This is a genomic window from Burkholderia sp. AU28863, assembly GCF_002223195.1.
Taxonomy (GTDB): Bacteria; Pseudomonadota; Gammaproteobacteria; order Burkholderiales; family Burkholderiaceae; genus Burkholderia; species Burkholderia sola.
This window is the reverse complement of sequence record NZ_NKFE01000008.1, coordinates 1,041,326-1,060,009: the sequence shown is the minus strand read 5'-3', so window position 1 is coordinate 1,060,009 and position 18,684 is coordinate 1,041,326. Positions and strand designations below refer to the sequence as shown.

12 protein-coding genes are annotated in these 18,684 nt (G+C 64.1%); 3 read left to right on the top strand and 9 right to left on the bottom strand.

The genetic code is table 11. The annotated features are described in order from the left end of the window. From CFB81_RS34605 to CFB81_RS34590, 4 genes are all read right to left on the bottom strand, one after another. On the bottom strand, window positions 1-1,274 hold a 1,274-nt coding region (locus CFB81_RS34605; RefSeq protein ID WP_089449593.1), incomplete at its 3' end, for an efflux transporter outer membrane subunit. A gap of 2 nt (window positions 1,275-1,276) precedes the next feature. Further along, window positions 1,277-4,468, bottom strand: coding sequence for an efflux RND transporter permease subunit (locus tag CFB81_RS34600; RefSeq protein WP_089438122.1), 3,192 nt, complete (start codon window positions 4,466-4,468; stop codon window positions 1,277-1,279). A 15-nt stretch (window positions 4,469-4,483) separates the two neighbouring features. Then, window positions 4,484-5,737, bottom strand: a complete 1,254-nt coding sequence (locus CFB81_RS34595) for an efflux RND transporter periplasmic adaptor subunit (protein ID WP_089438121.1) — start codon at window positions 5,735-5,737, stop codon at window positions 4,484-4,486. Window positions 5,738-5,961: 224 nt separating this feature from the next. After that, the gene (locus CFB81_RS34590; protein WP_069619685.1) at window positions 5,962-6,843 is read right to left on the bottom strand and encodes a LysR family transcriptional regulator; all 882 of its coding nucleotides are present in this window, start codon (window positions 6,841-6,843) and stop codon (window positions 5,962-5,964) included. A gap of 594 nt (window positions 6,844-7,437) precedes the next feature. On the opposite strand from CFB81_RS34590, the gene CFB81_RS34580 reads away from it, so the two are divergent. Next, window positions 7,438-8,418 (top strand): AraC family transcriptional regulator, encoded by a 981-nt coding sequence (locus CFB81_RS34580; RefSeq protein WP_089438120.1) that lies wholly within the window; start codon window positions 7,438-7,440, stop codon window positions 8,416-8,418. A 226-nt stretch (window positions 8,419-8,644) separates the two neighbouring features. On the opposite strand, the gene CFB81_RS34575 is transcribed toward CFB81_RS34580, so the two are convergent. Then, window positions 8,645-9,595: a LysR family transcriptional regulator gene (locus CFB81_RS34575; protein WP_069619687.1), complete on the bottom strand. Its 951-nt coding sequence runs from the start codon at window positions 9,593-9,595 to the stop codon at window positions 8,645-8,647. Window positions 9,596-9,913: 318 nt separating this feature from the next. After that, a complete protein-coding gene (locus CFB81_RS34570) occupies window positions 9,914-11,212 on the bottom strand; it encodes an adenylosuccinate synthase (protein WP_089438119.1) in 1,299 nt (432 codons plus the stop codon). A 140-nt stretch (window positions 11,213-11,352) separates the two neighbouring features. Between CFB81_RS34570 and gcvA the strand changes: the two genes are divergently transcribed. Then, a complete protein-coding gene (gene gcvA, locus CFB81_RS34565) occupies window positions 11,353-12,258 on the top strand; it encodes a transcriptional regulator GcvA (RefSeq protein WP_089438118.1) in 906 nt (301 codons plus the stop codon). A gap of 151 nt (window positions 12,259-12,409) precedes the next feature. On the opposite strand, the gene CFB81_RS34560 is transcribed toward gcvA, so the two are convergent. After that, the gene (locus tag CFB81_RS34560; protein WP_069619690.1) at window positions 12,410-12,718 is read right to left on the bottom strand and encodes a hypothetical protein; all 309 of its coding nucleotides are present in this window, start codon (window positions 12,716-12,718) and stop codon (window positions 12,410-12,412) included. Window positions 12,719-15,062: 2,344 nt separating this feature from the next. On the opposite strand from CFB81_RS34560, the gene CFB81_RS34550 reads away from it, so the two are divergent. Then, window positions 15,063-16,379, top strand: coding sequence for a replication initiation protein (locus CFB81_RS34550; RefSeq protein ID WP_069619691.1), 1,317 nt, complete (start codon window positions 15,063-15,065; stop codon window positions 16,377-16,379). 86 nt (window positions 16,380-16,465) lie between these two features. On the opposite strand, the gene CFB81_RS34545 is transcribed toward CFB81_RS34550, so the two are convergent. Together CFB81_RS34545 and CFB81_RS34540 are read right to left on the bottom strand one after the other, a co-directional pair. Further along, the gene (locus CFB81_RS34545; RefSeq protein ID WP_069619692.1) at window positions 16,466-17,497 is read right to left on the bottom strand and encodes a ParB/RepB/Spo0J family partition protein; all 1,032 of its coding nucleotides are present in this window, start codon (window positions 17,495-17,497) and stop codon (window positions 16,466-16,468) included. Further along, entirely contained in the window at window positions 17,490-18,185 is a 696-nt protein-coding gene (locus CFB81_RS34540) for a ParA family protein (protein ID WP_069619693.1), read from the bottom strand. Before CFB81_RS34540 ends, CFB81_RS34545 begins: the two co-directional genes overlap by 8 nt. Window positions 18,186-18,684: the final 499 nt, after the last annotated feature.

Genomic DNA, 18,684 nt, shown 5'->3' with positions numbered 1-18,684 from the left:
TCGAAGCGACGCTGCTGCGCGTGCTCGTTGCGCTCCAGCGCCGCGATCTGCTGGTCGTACGTGCCGCGTGCGGCAAGCCCGTCCGACACTTCGCGGAACGCCGACTGGATCGCCTTCTCGTAGTTCGCGATCTCGATGCGCTTCTGCACGTTCGCGAGGTCCAGGTTCGCGATGTTCTGCCCGCCCTCGAAGATCGGCAGTGCGATGTTCGGCGCGAACGACCACGCCGCCGTGCCGGCCTTGAACAGGCCGCCCAGCGTCGGGCTCGCGGTGCCGAACGCGGCTGTCAGCGAGATCTTCGGGAAGAATGCCGCACGCGCCGCGCCGATGTTCGCGTTCGCGGCCAGCAGCGTCTGCTCGGCCTGCATCACGTCCGGACGACGCGTGAGCAAGTCCGACGGCAGGCCAGCCGGCACGTCCGTCAGCAGGTTCTGCGCGTCGAGCGGCATGCCCGCCGGCAGGTCGTCCGGCAGCGGCTCGCCGATCAGCAGCACCAGCGCGTTCAGCGCCTGCGCGCGAGCACGTGCCTGCGCCTGCTGGTTCGCAAGCGCCGTCTCGACCACCGTCTGCGCCTGACGCAGCTCGAGCTCGGAACCCGTCCCGTTGTCGAATTGCAGCTTGGTCAGGTCGTACGACGCCTGCGCGGTCTTCAGCGTGTCCTCCGTAACCTTCAGCAGGTCATCGGTCGACAGCAGCGTCAGGTACTGATCCGCCACCTGCGACACCAGCGAGATCTCCGACGCCTGCCGTGCGTACGACGTCGACAGGTACTGCGCGAGCGCCTGGTCCTTCAGGCTCTGCACGCGACCGAACAGATCGAGCTCCCACGACGCCGACAATCCGACGTTGTAGGTACGCGAAATCAGCGGCTGGCCCGTCTGCGATACGCCGGCCGGGAAACGCTGGATGCTGCCCGTGCCCGTACCGTCGAGCGTCGGGAACAGCCCCGCGCGCGTGATCTGGTACTGCGCGCGCGCGGCCTCGATGTTCAGCACCGACACGCGCAGGTCGCGATTGTTTTTCAGCGCGATCTCGATCAGCCGCTGCAGGCGCGGATCGACGAAGAACTCGCGCCAGCCGATGGCAGTCGCCGCCTGGCCGTTCGCGCTGCGCGCGCCGGCCGCGCCCGGCTGCGTCGCGTAGACACCGCCGGCCGGGTACGCCTGCGCGACTGGCGCGTCGGGCCGCTTGTAATGCGGCGCCATCGTGCAGCCCGTGGCAAAGAGCGCGGCAGCCAGTGCGGCCGCGGTTGCAGTCAAAGCATGTTTTTGCATCGTTACTGCCCCTTCGAATCGTGTGCGTCGTCGTGACCGCGCTGCAGGTCACCCTGCACGAGACGCCATGCGTCGTCGACGTTTTCCGTTTCGCCGCTGAAGATCGCGCGAACCCGAACGAAGAACATCGGGATCATGAAAATGGCGAGGAACGTCGCCGTGATCATCCCGCCGATCACGCCCGTGCCGATCGCGTGCTGGCTGGCCGAACCCGCGCCGTTGCTGATCGCGAGCGGCAGCACGCCGAGCATGAACGCGAGCGACGTCATCAGGATCGGGCGCAGCCGCAGGCGCGCCGCCTCGATTGCCGCGCGCACCGGGCCCATGTTCCCGGCCGCCTGCAGTTCGCGCGCGAACTCGACGATCAGGATCGCGTTCTTCGCGGACAAGCCCACGGTGGTCAGCAGGCCGACCTGGAAGAACACGTCGTTCTCGAGGCCGCGCAGCATCGTCGCGAGCAGGGCGCCGACCACGCCGAGCGGCACGACCATGATCACCGAGAACGGGATCGACCAGCTTTCATACAGCGCCGCGAGACACAGGAACACGACGAGAATCGAGATCGCGTAAAGGATCGGCGCCTGCGAGCCGGACTGGATTTCCTGGAACGACAGCCCCGTCCACGAATAGCCGATGCCTTCCGGCAGCTTGCTCGCGAGCGCTTCCATCGCGGCCATCGCCTGGCCGGTCGACTTGCCTTCCGCGGCCTGCCCCTGGATCTCGATCGACGACACGCCGTTGTAGCGCTCGAGCTTCGGCGACCCGTAGATCCAGTGGCCGGTCGCGAACGCGCTGAACGGCACCATCCCGCCCGCGCTGTTGCGCACGTACCAGATGTTCATGTCTTCCGGCGTCATCCGGAACGGTGCATCGGACTGTACGTACACCTTCTTGATCCGGCCGTCGGTATCGAGGAAGTTGTTCACGTACTGCGACGCCCACGCGATCGAGAACGTCTGGTCGATCGCCGCGGCCGTCACGCCGAGCGCGTTCGCCTTCTCGCGATCGATGTCGACCTTGTACTGCGGCGTATCGTTCAGGCCGTTCGGGCGTACCAGCGCGAGCGCCGGATCCTTCGCGGCCATCCCGAGCAACTGGCCGCGCGCGGCCATCAGCGCTTCGTGACCGAGGCCGGCGTTGTCCGTCAGCTCGAAGTCGAAGCCGGCAGCCGTACCGAGTTCCGGAATCGACGGCGGGTTGAACGGAATCACCATCGCGTCCTTGTACGTCGAATAGTGCGCGAAAGTCCGGCCGATCAGCGCCTGCACCTTCTGGTCCGAACGCTGGCGCTGCTCGTATGGTTTCAGCTTCACGAACACGAGGCCCGCATTCTGGCCGCGACCCGCGAAGCTGAAGCCGTTGACCGTGAACACCGAGTCGACCACGTTCTTCTCGGCGGTGGTCAGGTACGTGTTGATGTTGTCGAGCGTCTTGCCGGTCGTTTCCTGCGTGGAGCCGGACGGCGTCTGCACGATCATGAACATGTAGCCCTGGTCTTCATCGGGCAGGAACGACTTCGGCAGCCGCGCGAACATCACGCCGACCGCGAGGAACACGACCAGGTAGATCACGAGCCAGCGGCCCGAGCGCCGGATCACGTGGTTCACGCCGCTCGTATAGCGATCGCGGCTGCGATCGAACGTGCGGTTGAACCAGCCGAAGAAACCCTTCTTCTCTTCGTGATGCCCCTTCTCGATCGGCTTCAGGATCGTCGCGCACAGTGCGGGCGTCAGGATCAACGCGACCAGCACCGACAGCACCATCGCCGACACGATCGTCAGTGAGAACTGACGATAGATCGCGCCGACCGAACCGCCGGAGAACGCCACCGGCACGAACACCGCCGACAGCACGAGCGCCACGCCGACGAGCGCGCCGGTGATCTGGCTCATCGCCTTGCGGGTCGCCTCCTTCGGCGACAGCCCCTCTTCCGCCATCACGCGCTCGACGTTCTCGACCACCACGATCGCATCGTCGACCAGCAGGCCGATCGCGAGCACGAGACCGAACATCGACAGCGTGTTGATCGAGAAGCCGACGATGCCCATGATCGCGAACGTGCCGAGCAGCACGACCGGCACCGCGATCGTCGGGATGATCGTCGCCCGCAGGTTCTGCAGGAACAGGTACATCACGAGGAACACGAGCACGATACCTTCGATCAGCGTCTTGACCACTTCCTCGATCGACAGGCGCACGAACGGCGTCGTGTCGTACGGGTAGTGCACGACGAGACCATGCGGGAAATACTTCGACAACTCGTCGATCTTGGCCCGCAGCGCGTTCGCGGTCGCCAGCGCGTTCGCGCCGGTCGCGAGCTGGATGCCGAGGCCGGCCGTCGGTTGCCCCATGTACTTCGTGTCGAACGTGTAGTTTTCCGAACCGAGCGCCGCGCGGCCGACGTCCTTCAGCCGAACCTGCGAGCCATCCTGGTTGACCTTCAGCAGGATGTTGCCGAACTGCTCGGGCGTGCGCAGCAACGTCGATTCGGTGATCGTCGCCTGCAGCACGGTGCCCGGCTTCGCCGGCGTGCCGCCGATCTGGCCGCCCGCGATCTGCACGTTCTGCTGCGTGATCGCGGCCGTCACGTCGGTCGGCGTGAGGCTGTAGTTGGTCAGCTTGACGGGGTCGAGCCAGATCCGCATCGAGAACTGCGAACCGAGCAGCAGCGTCTGGCCGACGCCGTTCACGCGGCTCAGCGGATCGAGCACGTGCGAGGCCACGTAGTTCGTCAGATCCTCCTTCGACATCCGGCCGTCCTCGGAGTTGAACGCGAACCACATCAGCCAGTTGCTGCTCGACTTCGTGACCTGCATGCCGAGCTGCTGCACGACCTGCGGCAGGTTCGGCGTCGCGAGCGACAGCTTGTTCTGCACCTGCACCTGCGCGACGTCCGGATTCGTGCCCGGCGAAAAGGTCAGCGTGATCGTCGCGTTGCCCGAATCGTCGCTCGTCGACGACATGTACAGGAAGTTGTCGAGACCGCTCATCTGCTGCTCGATCACCTGCGTCACCGTGTCTTCCACCGTCTTCGCGGAAGCGCCCGGATAGTTCGCCTGGATCTGGATCGTCGGCGGTGCGATCGTCGGATACTGCGCGATCGGCATCTTGAAGATCGATGCGACGCCGGCCAGCATCAGCACGATCGCGATCACCCACGCGAAGATCGGGCGATCGATAAAGAACTTGGCCATGAAACGGACTCCCTGTTATTGCGCGCTCGACGCGGCGGCCGAACTCGCTGCGGCACTGGCCGCGGTAGTCGCCAGCGCGGCGCTTGCCGGCGCGGCGCCTGCCGTGGTGGCGGATGCGGCGTCCGGCGCCGATGCAAGCTGTGCCGCAACGGTCTTCACCGTCGCGCCCGGGCGCACCTTGTCGACGCCTTGCACGATCACGTGGTCGCCCGCTTGCAGACCGCCTTCGACGATCCAGTTCTGGCCATATGTGCCGGTCGTCGTCAACGGACGCATCTCGACCTTGTTGGCCGCGGTCACGACCAGTGCGATCGCCTGCCCCTTCTGGTCGTGCGTGACGCCGATCTGCGGCACCAGGAACGCGTTCTCGTTCACGCCTTCCTCGATCCGCGCACGCACGAACATCCCCGGCAGCAGCACCTTGCCCGGGTTCGGGAACACCGCGCGGATCGTCACCGAGCCGGTGGTCTGGTCGACCGTCACGTCCGAGAACTGCAGCTTGCCGGCTTCCGAATAGGTCTTGCCGTCTTCCAGGATCAGCGACACCTTCGCCGCGCCCGGGCCGCTCGTCTTCAGACGGCCGCTCTGCACGTCCTGACGCAGCTTCAGCCCTTCGAGGCTCGACTGCGTGAGGTCGACGTACACCGGATCGAGCTGCTGCACCGTCGACATCAGCGTCGCCTGACTCGCCTGCACGTACGCGCCCGGCGTCACTTGCGAGATGCCGACGCGGCCGCTGATCGGCGACACGACGTCCGTATAGCCGAGGTTGATCTGCGCGGTGTCGACCGCCGCCTTGCCGGCCGCGACGTCCGCCGCGGCCTGGCCTTGGGTGGCGACCGCGTTGTCGTAGTCCTGCTTGCTGACCGCGTTCGCGGCCACCAGCACCTTGTAGCGCGCGACCAGTGCGTTCTGCGTGGCGAGGTTCGCCTGCGCCCTCGCGAGCGTCGCCTTCGCGCTGTTCAGCGCCGCGATGTACGGCGCCGGATCGATCTTGTACAGGCGCTGACCGGCCTTCACGTCGGTGCCTTCGGTGAATTCACGGCGCAGCACGATGCCGTCGACCCGCGCGCGCACTTGCGCGACCAGGAACGCGCTGGTGCGGCCCGGCAATTCGGTCACCGCCGGCACGGCTTGCGGCTGCACGGTGACGACGCCGACTTCCGGCGTTTGCGGCGGCGGCGCCGATTCTTTCTTCCCGCACGCGGCCAGGAAAACAGCAGCCGTTGCGGCAGTGATTAAGCGGTATGGAACCCGTTCGACGCGCATGGAGCGACCTCTCACAATTAGACGACCTTCAATGGGAATCACCAGATCTCCTCATGGCCCTGACGCGCGGCGGACCTGCAGCTTCCTGTACGCCGCGGATGCGGACACGTGTTGCGGGTGTGCGTTGCACCCGGCGGAGCGTTCGTTCGCCGAACTGCTTCCGAAAAAGAATGGCGAGCCCGCTGCCTCGGCGGGATCGCGTTGCCGTGCGTTCTGCCAGACTGCTAGCGCGCGGGCCGGAATGCGGCGCCGGCGAATTCGATGAACGCGCGCGCGGCGGCCGGCAGACGGGCGGCACGCGCATGCGCGAGCTTCAGCGTGACGGGCGCGAGCGGGTGGAGCGGCGCCACGCGCACGAGCGTGCCGGCCGCCAGATCGGCGTCGACGAGATACGCGGGCAACACCGCCGCGCCCATGCCGGCCACGGCCAGCCGTCGCGCCATCTCGAGATGGCCGACGCCCGTATTGCCGGGCGCGACGCCGGATCGAATCCCGGCCGCGTGGTCGTCGTCGGCCGCCGGCAACTCGAGCCGCACGGTCGCGATGTCCGGCCAGTCGCCGGACGCAGCCGCGCCGCCGTGCGCGGCAACATAATCGGGTGCCGCGACGCGCACGGATTCGTACGCGGCCAGCGTATGCAATGCGTGCGCGCCGGACACCGGCATGCCGTCGGTCAGGAACGCGACGTCGATGTCCTCGGTAGTCAGGTCGACGTGGGCATCGGTCAGCGTCACGGTCGGCCGCACGTCCGGAAACCGGTGCACGAAACGATCGAGCAGTGCGCTCAACTGGCTGAGCCCGAACGCCACCGGCGCGGCCACGCGCAATACGCCTTCCGGCTTGCTGCCCATCGCGACGAAGCGGCCGTCGATCTCGTCGATCGCACCGAGAATCCGCTCGACGCGCGCGAGATACAGCTCGCCGATTTCCGTCAGCGACTGGTGGCTCGTGCTGCGTTGAAGCAGGCGCGCGCCGAGGCGCGTCTCGAGCGCATCGACCAGCCGGCTCGCCATCGCCGTCGACACGCGCAACCGCGTCGCCGCCCGGCGAAACCCGCCTTCCCTTGCCACCGTCACGAATGCCCGAATCGATTGAAGTTGGTCCATTTGTCCGGATTTCCCTGCACGGACGACTGCCCGTCTATCTGCACCCGACGCCGCGCCATAGCCAGCCCGCATCGGCCCGGCCACTGCGGCGGCCCCGACACCGGCTCCGCCGGGTCGGTCGACACGTTCGCGACTGGGATGCGTCGGCTTGCAACGGACGCAAGCCGGCCTCGGCAAGCCCGATGCATGATCGTTCAATCGCAGTCCTGATTCTTTCCCGGCGATTCGCGGCGGCGACGCGCGGGCAAGGCCGGCGGTGTCCGCGCATCACGCGGACGGTGTTGCCCGTATCGTCCGGGCGCGCTGAATCGCATTTCCTTCAGCAGGTGCAATGGTAGGGAAACCGCCGGAAAATGGCTTGCCCGATCCTGCGATTGTTTTGCCTTAATTTCCGAATTTGTGCGCCGCACACCCCGCCACGACAGGCGACGCGGCCGCCGACCATGCAGGTCCGGATGATCGGGCTAATTTCGGACAGGTTTAGGCAATCCCGCGCACGCAACTGGCCGTACGATGTGACCGCCGTGCCTGCGCCCCAGCAGCGGATCGCAACGCGCGCATCGCATCGCCCACTCCGCCAACCGCTCACACAACATGGAAATCGACGCCCGAACGCCGCCGCAACCGCGCCACCCACCGGATCACGATGCTCGGTCGCCAGCCCGACCGCCCGCAGCCCGGCTCGCGGCGCTGATCGCCGCGTACGCGCCGCACGACGGCATGTTCGACCTTCCGTTGCGCGGCATGCGCGTCGCGCGCGCCTCCGCGCCGCCACCGCAGTGGAACCACGGCGTGCACCACGCGTGCCTGAGCATCGTCGGGCAAGGCGCGAAGTCGATGCGGGTCGGCGACGATACCTACACGATCGACGAGTCGCGGATGCTGGTCGCCACCGCCGACCTGCCAGCGACCGGACGCGTGACGCGCGCGAACCCGGCCGAGCCGTTCCTTTACGTGCAACTCGAACTCGATCCGCGCCGCATCGCGGCGCTCACGCCCGTCGTCTTTCCGCGCGGGTTGCCGAAAGCCGTCGACTATCGCGCACTCGACACGCTCGACGCGACGCCCGAAATCGTCGACGCCGTCGCGCGGCTGATGCAACTGATCGCACAACCGGACGACCTCGACCTCCTCGCACCGCTGATCGTCGACGAAATCCTCATCCGGCTGCTGCGCGGCCCGTCGGGCGCGCGCGTCGCGCAGATCGGCGACGCCGATTCGACGACCCAGCGCATCTCGCGCGCCGTCGCATGGATTCGCGATCACTATCTCGATCCAATGGCGGTCGACGCGCTCGCGCGACAGGTGGAGATGAGCCCGTCGACCTTCCACCATCACTTCCGTGCGGTCACGTCGATGAGTCCGTTGCAATGCCAGAAGGTGCTGCGGCTGCAGGAGGCCCGCCGCCTGATGTGCCTGTCGGCGATGGATGCGCGGCAGGCATGCCGCAGTGTCGGCTATGTGAGCGCGTCGCAGTTCAGCCGCGAATACGCACGGCTGTTCGGCGACGCGCCGGGCCGCGACGTCGCGCGGCTGCGCGGCGAAGCGGTGCCGCTGTCGCGCGTCGCACCATGAACGCGTATCGCATGCGGTTCGCTGCTCACCGCGAACCCGATCGTCGGGCCGGCTACTCGCTCACGGGAGCGAAGGCGCCGCCGCCAGGCTGACGTCGACGCGTTTCGGCAGGATGCCGGCTTGATAGAACACATCCGCGATGCGCTGCTCTTTAACGCAGGACTCCACATTATTTATATTGAACCGAAAGACAGTGCGCGGTACTCACGTACCGATCATGCATGAATCAGGCATGACGGGACACGCAGCAAGCGTTCAACGCAGCCTCGTCGGCGGACAGCATCTCCGGCACGCATTCCCGCAGGAAATCGACGAACGTGCGGATCTTCGCATCGAGATACTGACGCGACGCATACAGCGTATAGACCGTCAGCTTCTGCAACCGGTAATCGGGCAGCACGCGCACCAACGCGCCGCTCGCGAGCGCGGGCAGCGCAGCCGACATCGGCAGCGGGCCGATCCCGAGCCCCGCGCGTAACGCGGCGCCGAGCGCATCGGCGATATTCACCTGGAAATCGGGCACCGCCAGTTCGAACGTTTCGCGTCCGTTCGGGCCGTCGAGATGCCAGCGGTCGCGCGGAAAGAGCGACGTGACGAGCCGCAGGCACGCATGCCCGGCGAGATCGCTCACCGTGCGCGGCGTGCCGCGCGCCTTCAGGTAGGCAGGCGACGCGCACAACACGCTGCCCACGTCGCCGAGCCGCTGCGATACCAGCCCGGAATCGGGCAGCTCCGTCGTGCTCAACTGCAGCGACACGTCGTAGCCTTCGTCGATGATGTCGGGCACGTGCTGCGACAGCGTCAGCTCGACCGCGACCGACGGATAGCGTTCGCGGTAGCGCACGACCGCGGGCACCACGTAGGACTGGCCGAAACTCGTCGTCGCGTGGACGTGCAGCCGTCCGGACGGCTTCACCTGTGCATCGGCCGCCTCGGCTTCCGCTTCGTCGATATAGCCGAGGATACGCTGGCAGCGGTCGAGATAGCGCTGCCCGGCGTCGGTCAGCGCGATGCGGCGCGTGCTGCGGTTGAGCAGGCGCGTGCGCAGATGCGTTTCGAGTTGCGCGACCGAACGCGACGCGTAGGCCGTCGTGATGTCCAGGCGCTGGGCCGCGCTCGTGAAGCTGCCCTCTTCCGCGACCCGGACGAAAATGCGCATCATCTGTAACGTGTCCATCGACCTGTCCCCGGGGATTGTCACGTCGCGCCGCCGTGCGGCCAGGGTGCCGGCAACGCAGGCACACGCCGGTCTGGCGCGAATTGTGCGGAACAGTACAGCAGCGTTGCAGGCGTGTCCAGTTCGCCGTAGGCGGTGTGATCCGGAGGCCGAATCGTACTGCGGAGCCGCTCGCCGCGCGGCATCCTGGCCGGGCGGGCATGCGTATCGAAGGGACCGGCAGGCCCACCGCTGCGCTCGGCAAAAACTCCCCGCCGGCCATGATCCCGCTCTCGATCGACGCCCTGCGCATCTAGCGCATCTAGCGCATCTCACGCATTACGCGGCCGCGGCAGCATCGAACGGATTGCGCAACACGATCGTGTCGTCACGCTCCGCGCCGGTCGTGATCATCGAAACCGGCGCGCCCGCCACGGCCTCGATGCGCGAGATGAACGCCTGCGCGGCCCGCGGCAGCGCCGTACGCTCGCGTACGCCCTTCACGGAACCTTGCCAGCCTTCGAACCGTTCGTAGAGCGGCTTCGCGCGCGATTGCGCATCGAGGCTCGCGGGCAAATGATCGACGCGCGCGCCGTCGAATTCGTAACCGACGCACAGCTCGATCGACTCGAAACCATCGAGCACGTCGAGCTTGGTCAGCGCCAGCGAATCGATGCCCGAGATCCTGACGGCCTGACGCAGTTGCGCGGCGTCGAGCCATCCGCAGCGTCGCGGCCGGCCGGTGTTGACGCCGAATTCCTGTCCGCGCGCACGCAGCGTTTCGCCGGTCGCGCCAGTCAGCTCGGTGAGGAACGGTCCGCCGCCGACCCGCGTCGCATACGCCTTCGTCACACCCAGCACGTGGCCGAGCTTCGACGCACCAAGCCCGGTGCCGGCCGCCGCGGCGGATGCCACGGTGCCCGACGACGTCACGAACGGATAGGTGCCCCAGTCGATGTCCAGCATCACGGCCTGAGAGCCCTCGAACAGGATGCGCTCGCCGCGATCGGTCGCGTCGTTGAGGTCGGCCCACACCGGACGCACGAACGGCAGGATCTTCGGTGCAAGCGCGACCAGCATCGCCAGCATCGCGTCGCGATCGTATTCGTCGAGCCCCAGGCCGCGGAACCACGCGTTGTGATGGTCGACGAGCACGTCGAGTTTGGCCGCGAGCCCGCCCGGTTCCGCGAGATCGCCGACACGCAGCCCGCGACGCCCGACCTTGTCCTCGTAGGCCGGCCCGATCCCGCGCAGCGTGGTGCCGATGGGTTCGCGGCGCAAACGCTCCTGCGCCTGGTCGATCGCACGATGGATCGGCAGCACCAGCGTCGCGTTCTCGGCGATCGACAGGTTGTCCGGCGTCACCGACAGCCCGAGTTCGGCCATCCGCCCGATTTCCGCGAGCAGCGCTTCCGGGTCGAGCGCCACGCCGTTGCCGATCACGCCGCGCTTGCCGCGCACGATGCCGCTGGGCAGCAGCGCGAGCTTGTACGTGTTGCCACCGACGACCAGCGTGTGGCCCGCGTTGTGGCCGCCGTTGTAGCGTGCGACGAGATCGGCCTGCGCCGCCAGCCGGTCCACGACGCGCCCCTTGCCCTCATCGCCCCATTGGGCGCCCACCACCACCACGTTCGGCATGCTCCGTACTCCATGTGAGAAATTCAGACATTCGCTCGGCCAGGTCGGCCGTTTGTGTGCCATATTGGCGGAGCCGGATCACTCGATCAAACGATTAAACCTGAAACCTCGCGTGAGTAAATATCACGCGAAACGATGCAATGGCCCGACGACTCCCTCCGTTGAATTCGCTGCGCGCGTTCGAAGCCGCCGCGCGGCTCGGCAGTTTCACACTGGCCGCCGACGAGCTGTGCGTCACGCACGGCGCGATCAGCCGGCACGTGCAACAACTAGAAGCGTGGCTCGGGCGACCGCTGTTCGAACGCCACAACCGGCGCGTCGAACTGACCGCGGCCGGCCGCGCGTACCTCGCCGAGGTCGGTGCTTCGTTCGACCGGATCGCTCTTGCCACCGCGCAGCATTTCGGCCACGCGCAGCAGCGCGTGCTGCGCGTCGCCGCGCCCGCGACGTTCTCGCTGCGCTGGCTCGTCCCGAAACTGTCGTCGTTCCAGGTCGCGCATCCGGCCATCGAAGTGCGGCTGTCGACGTCGAACGAGCCGATCGACAAGCTGCGCGACAAGGTCGACCTGATCGTTCGCGGCGGCCCGCAGGCCATCGACGGGTACGTTGCGGAAGAATTCCTTTCCGAGGTCCGGCTGCCGGTGTGCGCGCCGAAGTTGCTGGAGGGCCGGTCGCTCGAGACGCCTGCCGATCTCGCCGGCTTCACGCTGCTGCACGCGGCGACCTATCCGGGCATGTGGCCGGAGTGGCTCGCGGCGGCCGGGCACCCGAATCTCGTACCGCGGCACTCGCTCACGCTCGAGCATTTCTACCTGACGCTGCAAGGCGCGCTCGACGGGCTCGGCGTCGCGATGGGGCCGATCGCGCTCGTCGCCGACGACATCGCCGAAGGCCGGCTCGTGCAGCCGTTCAGCGAACCGGCGCTGCCGCCGTGGCGCTACTTTACGTATGTGGCGTTAGCGCGGGCCGACGACGACGCCGTACGCGCGTTCAAGGACTGGCTGAAGGCAACGGGAAGCGCGACTGCGCCGGGCGGGCGGCGCTGAGCGCCCGTGCCTGTGTGTCGTGCATCTTCACGACGTGCAGGATTCCGAATCGAATTGAATAAATGCGCGGAACGTGTTTGCCTTCGTGCATCGCGCAATCGCCACACGCGGCAAGCCGCGGATCGAACCGTGGCTTGCCGCCGGACGACGCTTACTGGCTTGCAGCGCCGGCCTTCTTCTCCGCGTTCTGCAGGTTCTGCGGATAGTTCGGATCATTGGCCGCGGGCTTGTACCCAGCGTCTTCGAGTTTCTTCAGCTCGGCGGTGTTCTTCGCACGCGCAGCCTTGCGCTCGGCTTTGCGTTTGGCCCTGGCCGCCTTGCGCGCTTCGCTCTTCGCGGCCTTGGCGTCCTGTGCAACCGGCGCGCTTGCGGTTTCCTGCGCAAAGGCCGGAACGGCCGAGCCGAACAGGAAAGCGGCTGCGGTAGCAGCCAGCGTGAGTTTTCTGATCTGGATTCGCATCGCTGAACTCTCTTTTTTGATGACCATCACGGTTTGAAAAACCATCGAGATACCGCCCCTGTCCTGACCAGTCGTCATGTCGCGGTCAGGACTTGAGCATCATAACCGTGTCGCAAAAATTGTGGCGTCAACGTGCTGGCGGAATTGGGGATACACGTATGGGAGACAACGCGGTTGGTGCGCTCGATGACCGCAACCGCAGGACTCGACCGGGCGTGAGACGCCGACGGGTGTTTCACTGGTGGAGATATCGATACGCTCATGCGCGACGTGAGGATCGTTGTGCTTGCCCGATCACTGCAGCAGCAGTCGATCCGTCCGTCACGTTATCGTTCGAAGCGGCTTGAGCGACGGTTCCTCCCATAAACGACCACGATTCGTTTCGTCGGCGGTTCAGACGGTTACGTTGCATCGTTGCGGCGTGCGGTGATCTATCCGATACCGCCTGCCGCACCGTGATGCAGAAGGTTGCCTGTGTATGGAGACAAAGCGGGTTGTCGACCCGCACGTCTGACGAAAAAGGCGAGGGCTGCGCGAGCGGTGAAGAAGCAGGCCCGACGGGCTGCACGGATGCGCTGACACCCATCATGAGCGAGCAGCGTTCGCCGGGTGGATATGCCTGTGGCCCGTGAGGTTGTCCGTCTGTGCAATCGTGCTCGCCGACTCTCAGGCGTCACACAGGGAGGTCGATCCTTTTCTGTTTGCTCCCCATCGATGGTTCCTTATGTGGATGAGGGCTGCGATCTACACGGCTTGCTTATACCGGTGCCACCGCCTATCGGTGAGCTTTTACGGGACTCCGGTTTTTTGGCAGGTGAGCATGTTCGGGAGCATCGGGGAATTCGATTGCGGTGAGCTTCGGTACCGACGGCGCCCTCACGTTGATTCGGAACGATGTCGACGGACACGGCAATGACCTCCCGGGTGGAGCTCGAAAGGTAGAAAAACGGACGGGACGCTGGACGGAAAACACCCAGGGATCGGATCCTCCCGGCACAGTCCACGGGCTAAATTTGGCGAGTAGCATCACAGGCAATCGACAAAAACTTGTCCCTAGGCGAGGCAGCGCGAGCACAAAAAACCATTCGCGGGCAGTCCAGGATGATTTCGAACTGCTGCGGGGGAAAGCGACGGGATCCGCTGCGCTCGTCAGTCGATGGTGCGGAAGGTGCCACGGGACATATTTTTGGGTCCCATAAACGGGAACCTCTACGTCGAATCTGCGGATTCCCTCCCATAAGTTTCTACGTTTCGGCGCTTGTGAGTGGGTACTTACCTCTTTGGGAGGCCTTGTCAGGCCTGGAGCTTTCCGGGAACAGCGTGTCAAAGAGGGCCGAGTCGGTCTGTATTGAGGCTCCTGGCGATGGATGTCCCATAGACGACTCCCATGGGTAGCGGTTTATGGGGTTCGTCTTTCTGTGCAAGCACACGTGTGTTTACATCTTTGGTAAACCACGTTTACTTCTTTAACTACTTTTAGACGGCTCAGAGCCTTGTCTGGCAAGGGTTTGAGGGGTGTTCGGTACCCATTTATGGGAGCACAGGTGGAAGGGTTTGGGGTTTCAGGTCTGTGGATTTGGGGGTTGGGGTACCGTGTTGTGGGGAATCCGGGTTGTGGATATGGGGCGAACGTATCCGGTTATGGGAAATCGACCGTAAATCGTGCTGGGTAGTCGTCTATGGGAACACATGAAGGTAGCTCTTTATGGGGTGCTTTTCCGGGTGGGGTAGTCGGATGTAGGCACAGCGATTTTCTTTGGGTAGCCGGTTATGGGGGATCTCGAAGGTAGCTGTTTATGGGCGATTGTCTTAGTCGATTCGCTACTCGTCGCTCGAGGGCTCAATGAAGCCTTCCCATAGACAGGGCCGAGGCCCCGGACAGGTTACCGTCTATGGGGAAAACGAATGGTTGCCGTTTATGGGAGCGATTTCCACCTTCAAGCCGGAAAGCAGCTGTGCCGACCCCGCTGACAGGTACCCTCCTATGGGAAATGACAAAGGTAGCCAGTTATGGGAGAAAAAGGCGACCGTGTTGCGGGGCACCACGAATCTTCCCGGCGATCTCGATTCCGCTCGTTTGCCCCCATGGATGGGTACCTTCGTGTGGCAAATCTTGTGCCGGGTTGCGCTGTCGAGCCAGGAAAGGTAGCGGCTTTTGGGAAGTATTTTGATCAAAAGGTAGACGGATATGGGGCTCTGAACAAATCGCGCAACACGGATTTCCCATTACATATCTGATAGTTAGCTCAGATAGTGAAAGTGATGCTGGAGCAAGGGCGTTGCTCCGTCGCACGAAAAGGTATAAAGTCCGCTCTCAATAAGGCAACCTTACCCGGACACCACGATGCCGCGCAAGCCCGCAAGCAAAGGCTCAGACAAACAGGTTTCGCTGTTTCAGACACCCGAGCCGCCCGACTTGCTGCGCAAGGCGGTCCAGGCGATTCATATCGCACCGAAGTCGGGAAAGATCGGTCTGCAGCAGCGCAAGATGTTCAGCTCGTTGATCAAGAACGCGCTTCGACAGGAGGCGTTCGAACCGGGCCGGACGAGCTTCTCGATCTCGATCGCGTCGCTGTCGCACGAGAGCGGGCTGAACAGCAACAATACGAAGTACGTGAAGGATACGGTCAACTCGTTGATCAGTACCGTCGTCAACTGGGACTACCTGGCCGCCGACCGTTCGACGGTCTGGAAAGCGTCGGGCCTGCTCGCCGGCGCGGAACTCGAGCAATCGGTGCTGAAGTACAGCTTCTCCGACCAGATTCGCAGCGAACTGCTCAATCCCGAAATCTATGCGTTGATCGATATGCGGATCGCCCGCGAGTTCCGGCGATCGCACTCGCTCGCGCTGTGGGAAAACACGGTGCGCTACGAAGGGATCGGCATCACCGCGAAGATTCCGCTGCCGAAATTCCGCGACCTCATTCTCGGCCAGGACAAGGCATCGCAGTCGTACAAGGAATACAAGCTGTTCAAGAGCAAGGTCCTGGTGCCATGCATTCAGGAGGTGAACGAAGTATCGGACCACACGCTCGAGTTGATCGAACACAAGTCCGGCCGCAGCGTGGAAGCCGTGCAGTTCAAGGTGACGCGCAAGCAGAGCACCGATACGGTCGAAGACGGCGACGTCAAGAACGAAGCGTTGGTCGAGGAGGTCGCGAAGTTCGGCATTCCGCGTTCGGAGGCGCGCCGGCTGATCACGCAATACGGCGTGCAGCGTATCAAGGCGGCGATCGCCTATACGCTCAATCGGACGACGAAGAAAAATGCGGCGCCGGTCGACAACGTTGCCGCGTACTTCCGCAAGGCGCTGACACACGGTTACACGCTGGCCGACGGGCAGGGAACCGAAGCGGCCGCGCCGGCGAAGGAATCCGCGCAGAGCAAGCAGGAACAGATTCGCGACAAATATCTGGCGGCGAAGGTCGAGGAAGCCGGCGCGTATTTCCGCGAACTGGAGATCGACGACCAGACCAAGCTGATCGAGCGTTACAACGAGACGGTGGCGGGTTCGAAGGACCTGACGCTGTCACCGAAGAAGAAGGCGAGCAAGCTCGCGCAGACCAGCTTCTTCCGATGGCTGGCGCTTGATACGTGGGGCGAGCCAACCTCGGACGACCTGCTGGAATTCCTGCTGAAAAGCAGTCTCGCAGGCAACTGAACGCGGCCTCGCCGTCGTGCGGCGGACGGTGTTGCAGTCCGCCTTCGCGACGCAGCGCGAAGGCGAGGCCTTTTGCCCGTGGCGCGTTACTTTGGCGTGGCCGCCGCCAGATCGGCGACGTACGCGTCGATGACGGTCTTGAGCTTGTCGGCAAGCGCTTCCTGGTGGGATGCGTCGACGCCCTTGAGCTGCAGATCCAGACGTCCGTCCGGATAAGTCTTCAACTGGCCGATCGCGCGCGATTCGAGCGCGAAGTCATGACGGACGCTATAGCGCGTGCGTCCGGCCTTCTTGGCGCCGTCGCTTTGTGCTCGCAGGAAATTCTCGAGATCGCGGACGGATTTTTTCCGGTCGATCACGGCCGTCAGCAGCCGGTCGGCCGTCGGCTCGCCCAGGCGTTCGAAGATCAGCTTCAGGAAGTACGCGGCCTGCAGACCGACCACGTCGTTCGCACTCGCCATCCGCTCCAGCAACGTGTTCGGCAGCGCGTTCAGCGACAGCGTCTTGCTGATCGATGCCTTGTCCTTGCCGATTTTCTCCGCCAGCGTGTTCTGGTCGGCAAAGACTTTCTCGTCGAGGAGACGTTTCCACGCGACCGCATCGTCGAAGATCGTCTGGCGTTCGTGATCGTGGTTCGCCCGATACGCGATCGTATAGAGCTGCTCGGGCGTGTGATCGGTGCGGAACGTCGCATTGATCGTCTCGTCACCGTTGATGCTCGTTGCACGCAGCCGGCGTTGCCCGTCGATCACGACGAGCTTGCCGGGAAATTCTGGGAGCCGCGTGACCTTGATCGGCTCGATCTGCCCTTCCCGTTTCAGCGTCAGTGCGAGTTCGTGCAGGCTCGACTCCGAGTAGAACACGCGCGGGTTGAACGGGTTCGGGATGCAGTCCTTGACCAGCACTTTCTGCGGCGCGCCCAGATCGGGCGTACCGGCGGGCGCGGTTGCGGCCGGCGCACTGGCGGGCGCCGCTTCGACGACGGCAGCTGGCGCGGCCGCCGGCTCGGGCAGCCGTGTTTCGAGCGCCGCGTTTTCCTGCGCGAGTCCGCGCAGCAGGCCGGCTGCCAGATGCAGGTTGCCGGTCGGTTTCTTGTCTTTCGAGGTGTCCTTAGCCATGGGCGGCTCCGGTAGCGCGCGTCGACGCGATGTATTGGGCCATTTCCGTGACCAGCTTTTCGATTTCTGCCCGGGCTTCCTTCAGCCCCTTCAGGTATCGATTGTGATGATGGATCGTGGTGCCGAGCGCGAACGTCTGACGATAGACCTCGCGTTGCGCGATCTGGCTATCGAGTAGATGCTCCCCTATTTCTTCAGCCCGTAAAATTTTTAAAATTTCTTCACGCATTTTAGTTTTTCCATTGACGCTATTCAGCATTAATGCGGAAGAAAGTTGAGGATTTCGAACGGCACGCATCGACTCGATCATGCGGATCATCGCAACCGTGCTGTACAAATCGGCCGGCGACGGCGAAAGCGGCACCAGGCAGAAGTCCGCCACTTCGAGGACGGAGGCAATACGTGGATCTTCCAGGTTGCCGGGGCAGTCGACGACGATCACGTCGTAGTTCGCGTCCTGCTTCTTGATCTCACCGCCGATACCGCGGCCGGCCGGCGCGAGCGACAGGACAGTCATCGGGAGTGTGTTCTCGCCGCTTGTGACCCACCGGACGGAAGTGCCTTGAGGGTCGGCATCGATCAGCGCGACCTTGTTGCCGCCGGCTTCGAACGCAGCTGCGATGTTGACGGAGATGGTTGTCTTTCCAGTCCCACCTTTTTGATTACTGACGGCGATCTTGAAAGCCATTAAATTCCTCCAAGGAGTTTTGCGTAATATATGCAGTTATTCAAGAAATGTCCAGAAAGGCGTTCCATGACGTGGATTTTTTATTGGCTGTTGTGGTTGTTACGTGACAAATAGGCCGAATGGCCGAGCGGTGGTCGAACGTAGCGACGCGATAAAAAATCACCGATACGGTTGCAAAACGACTAACGAAAAAACGGGAAGTAATCCGACCACCTTTGGTGTCCATAACGAGATCTTTAGCCGAGACTTGGCGTTTCGTCGTGCGCATACCTCATCCGAAATCCCGCACGAGTCCATAGCGGTGATGGTGTTGGTCGCCTGAAGCCGACGGTTGTCACGTGACAAAATCGTTGGATTCCCGATTTCTCCCGGACCGACTCCCGCAGGAAATCTTCGATTCGCTTGCGACTGGGGCTCTGGAGAAATCTCTTCGCTTCAATTCCCTACGACGCACCGCCCATGACCATGTATGCCTATTCGGCAATGAGATGGAGTTGTC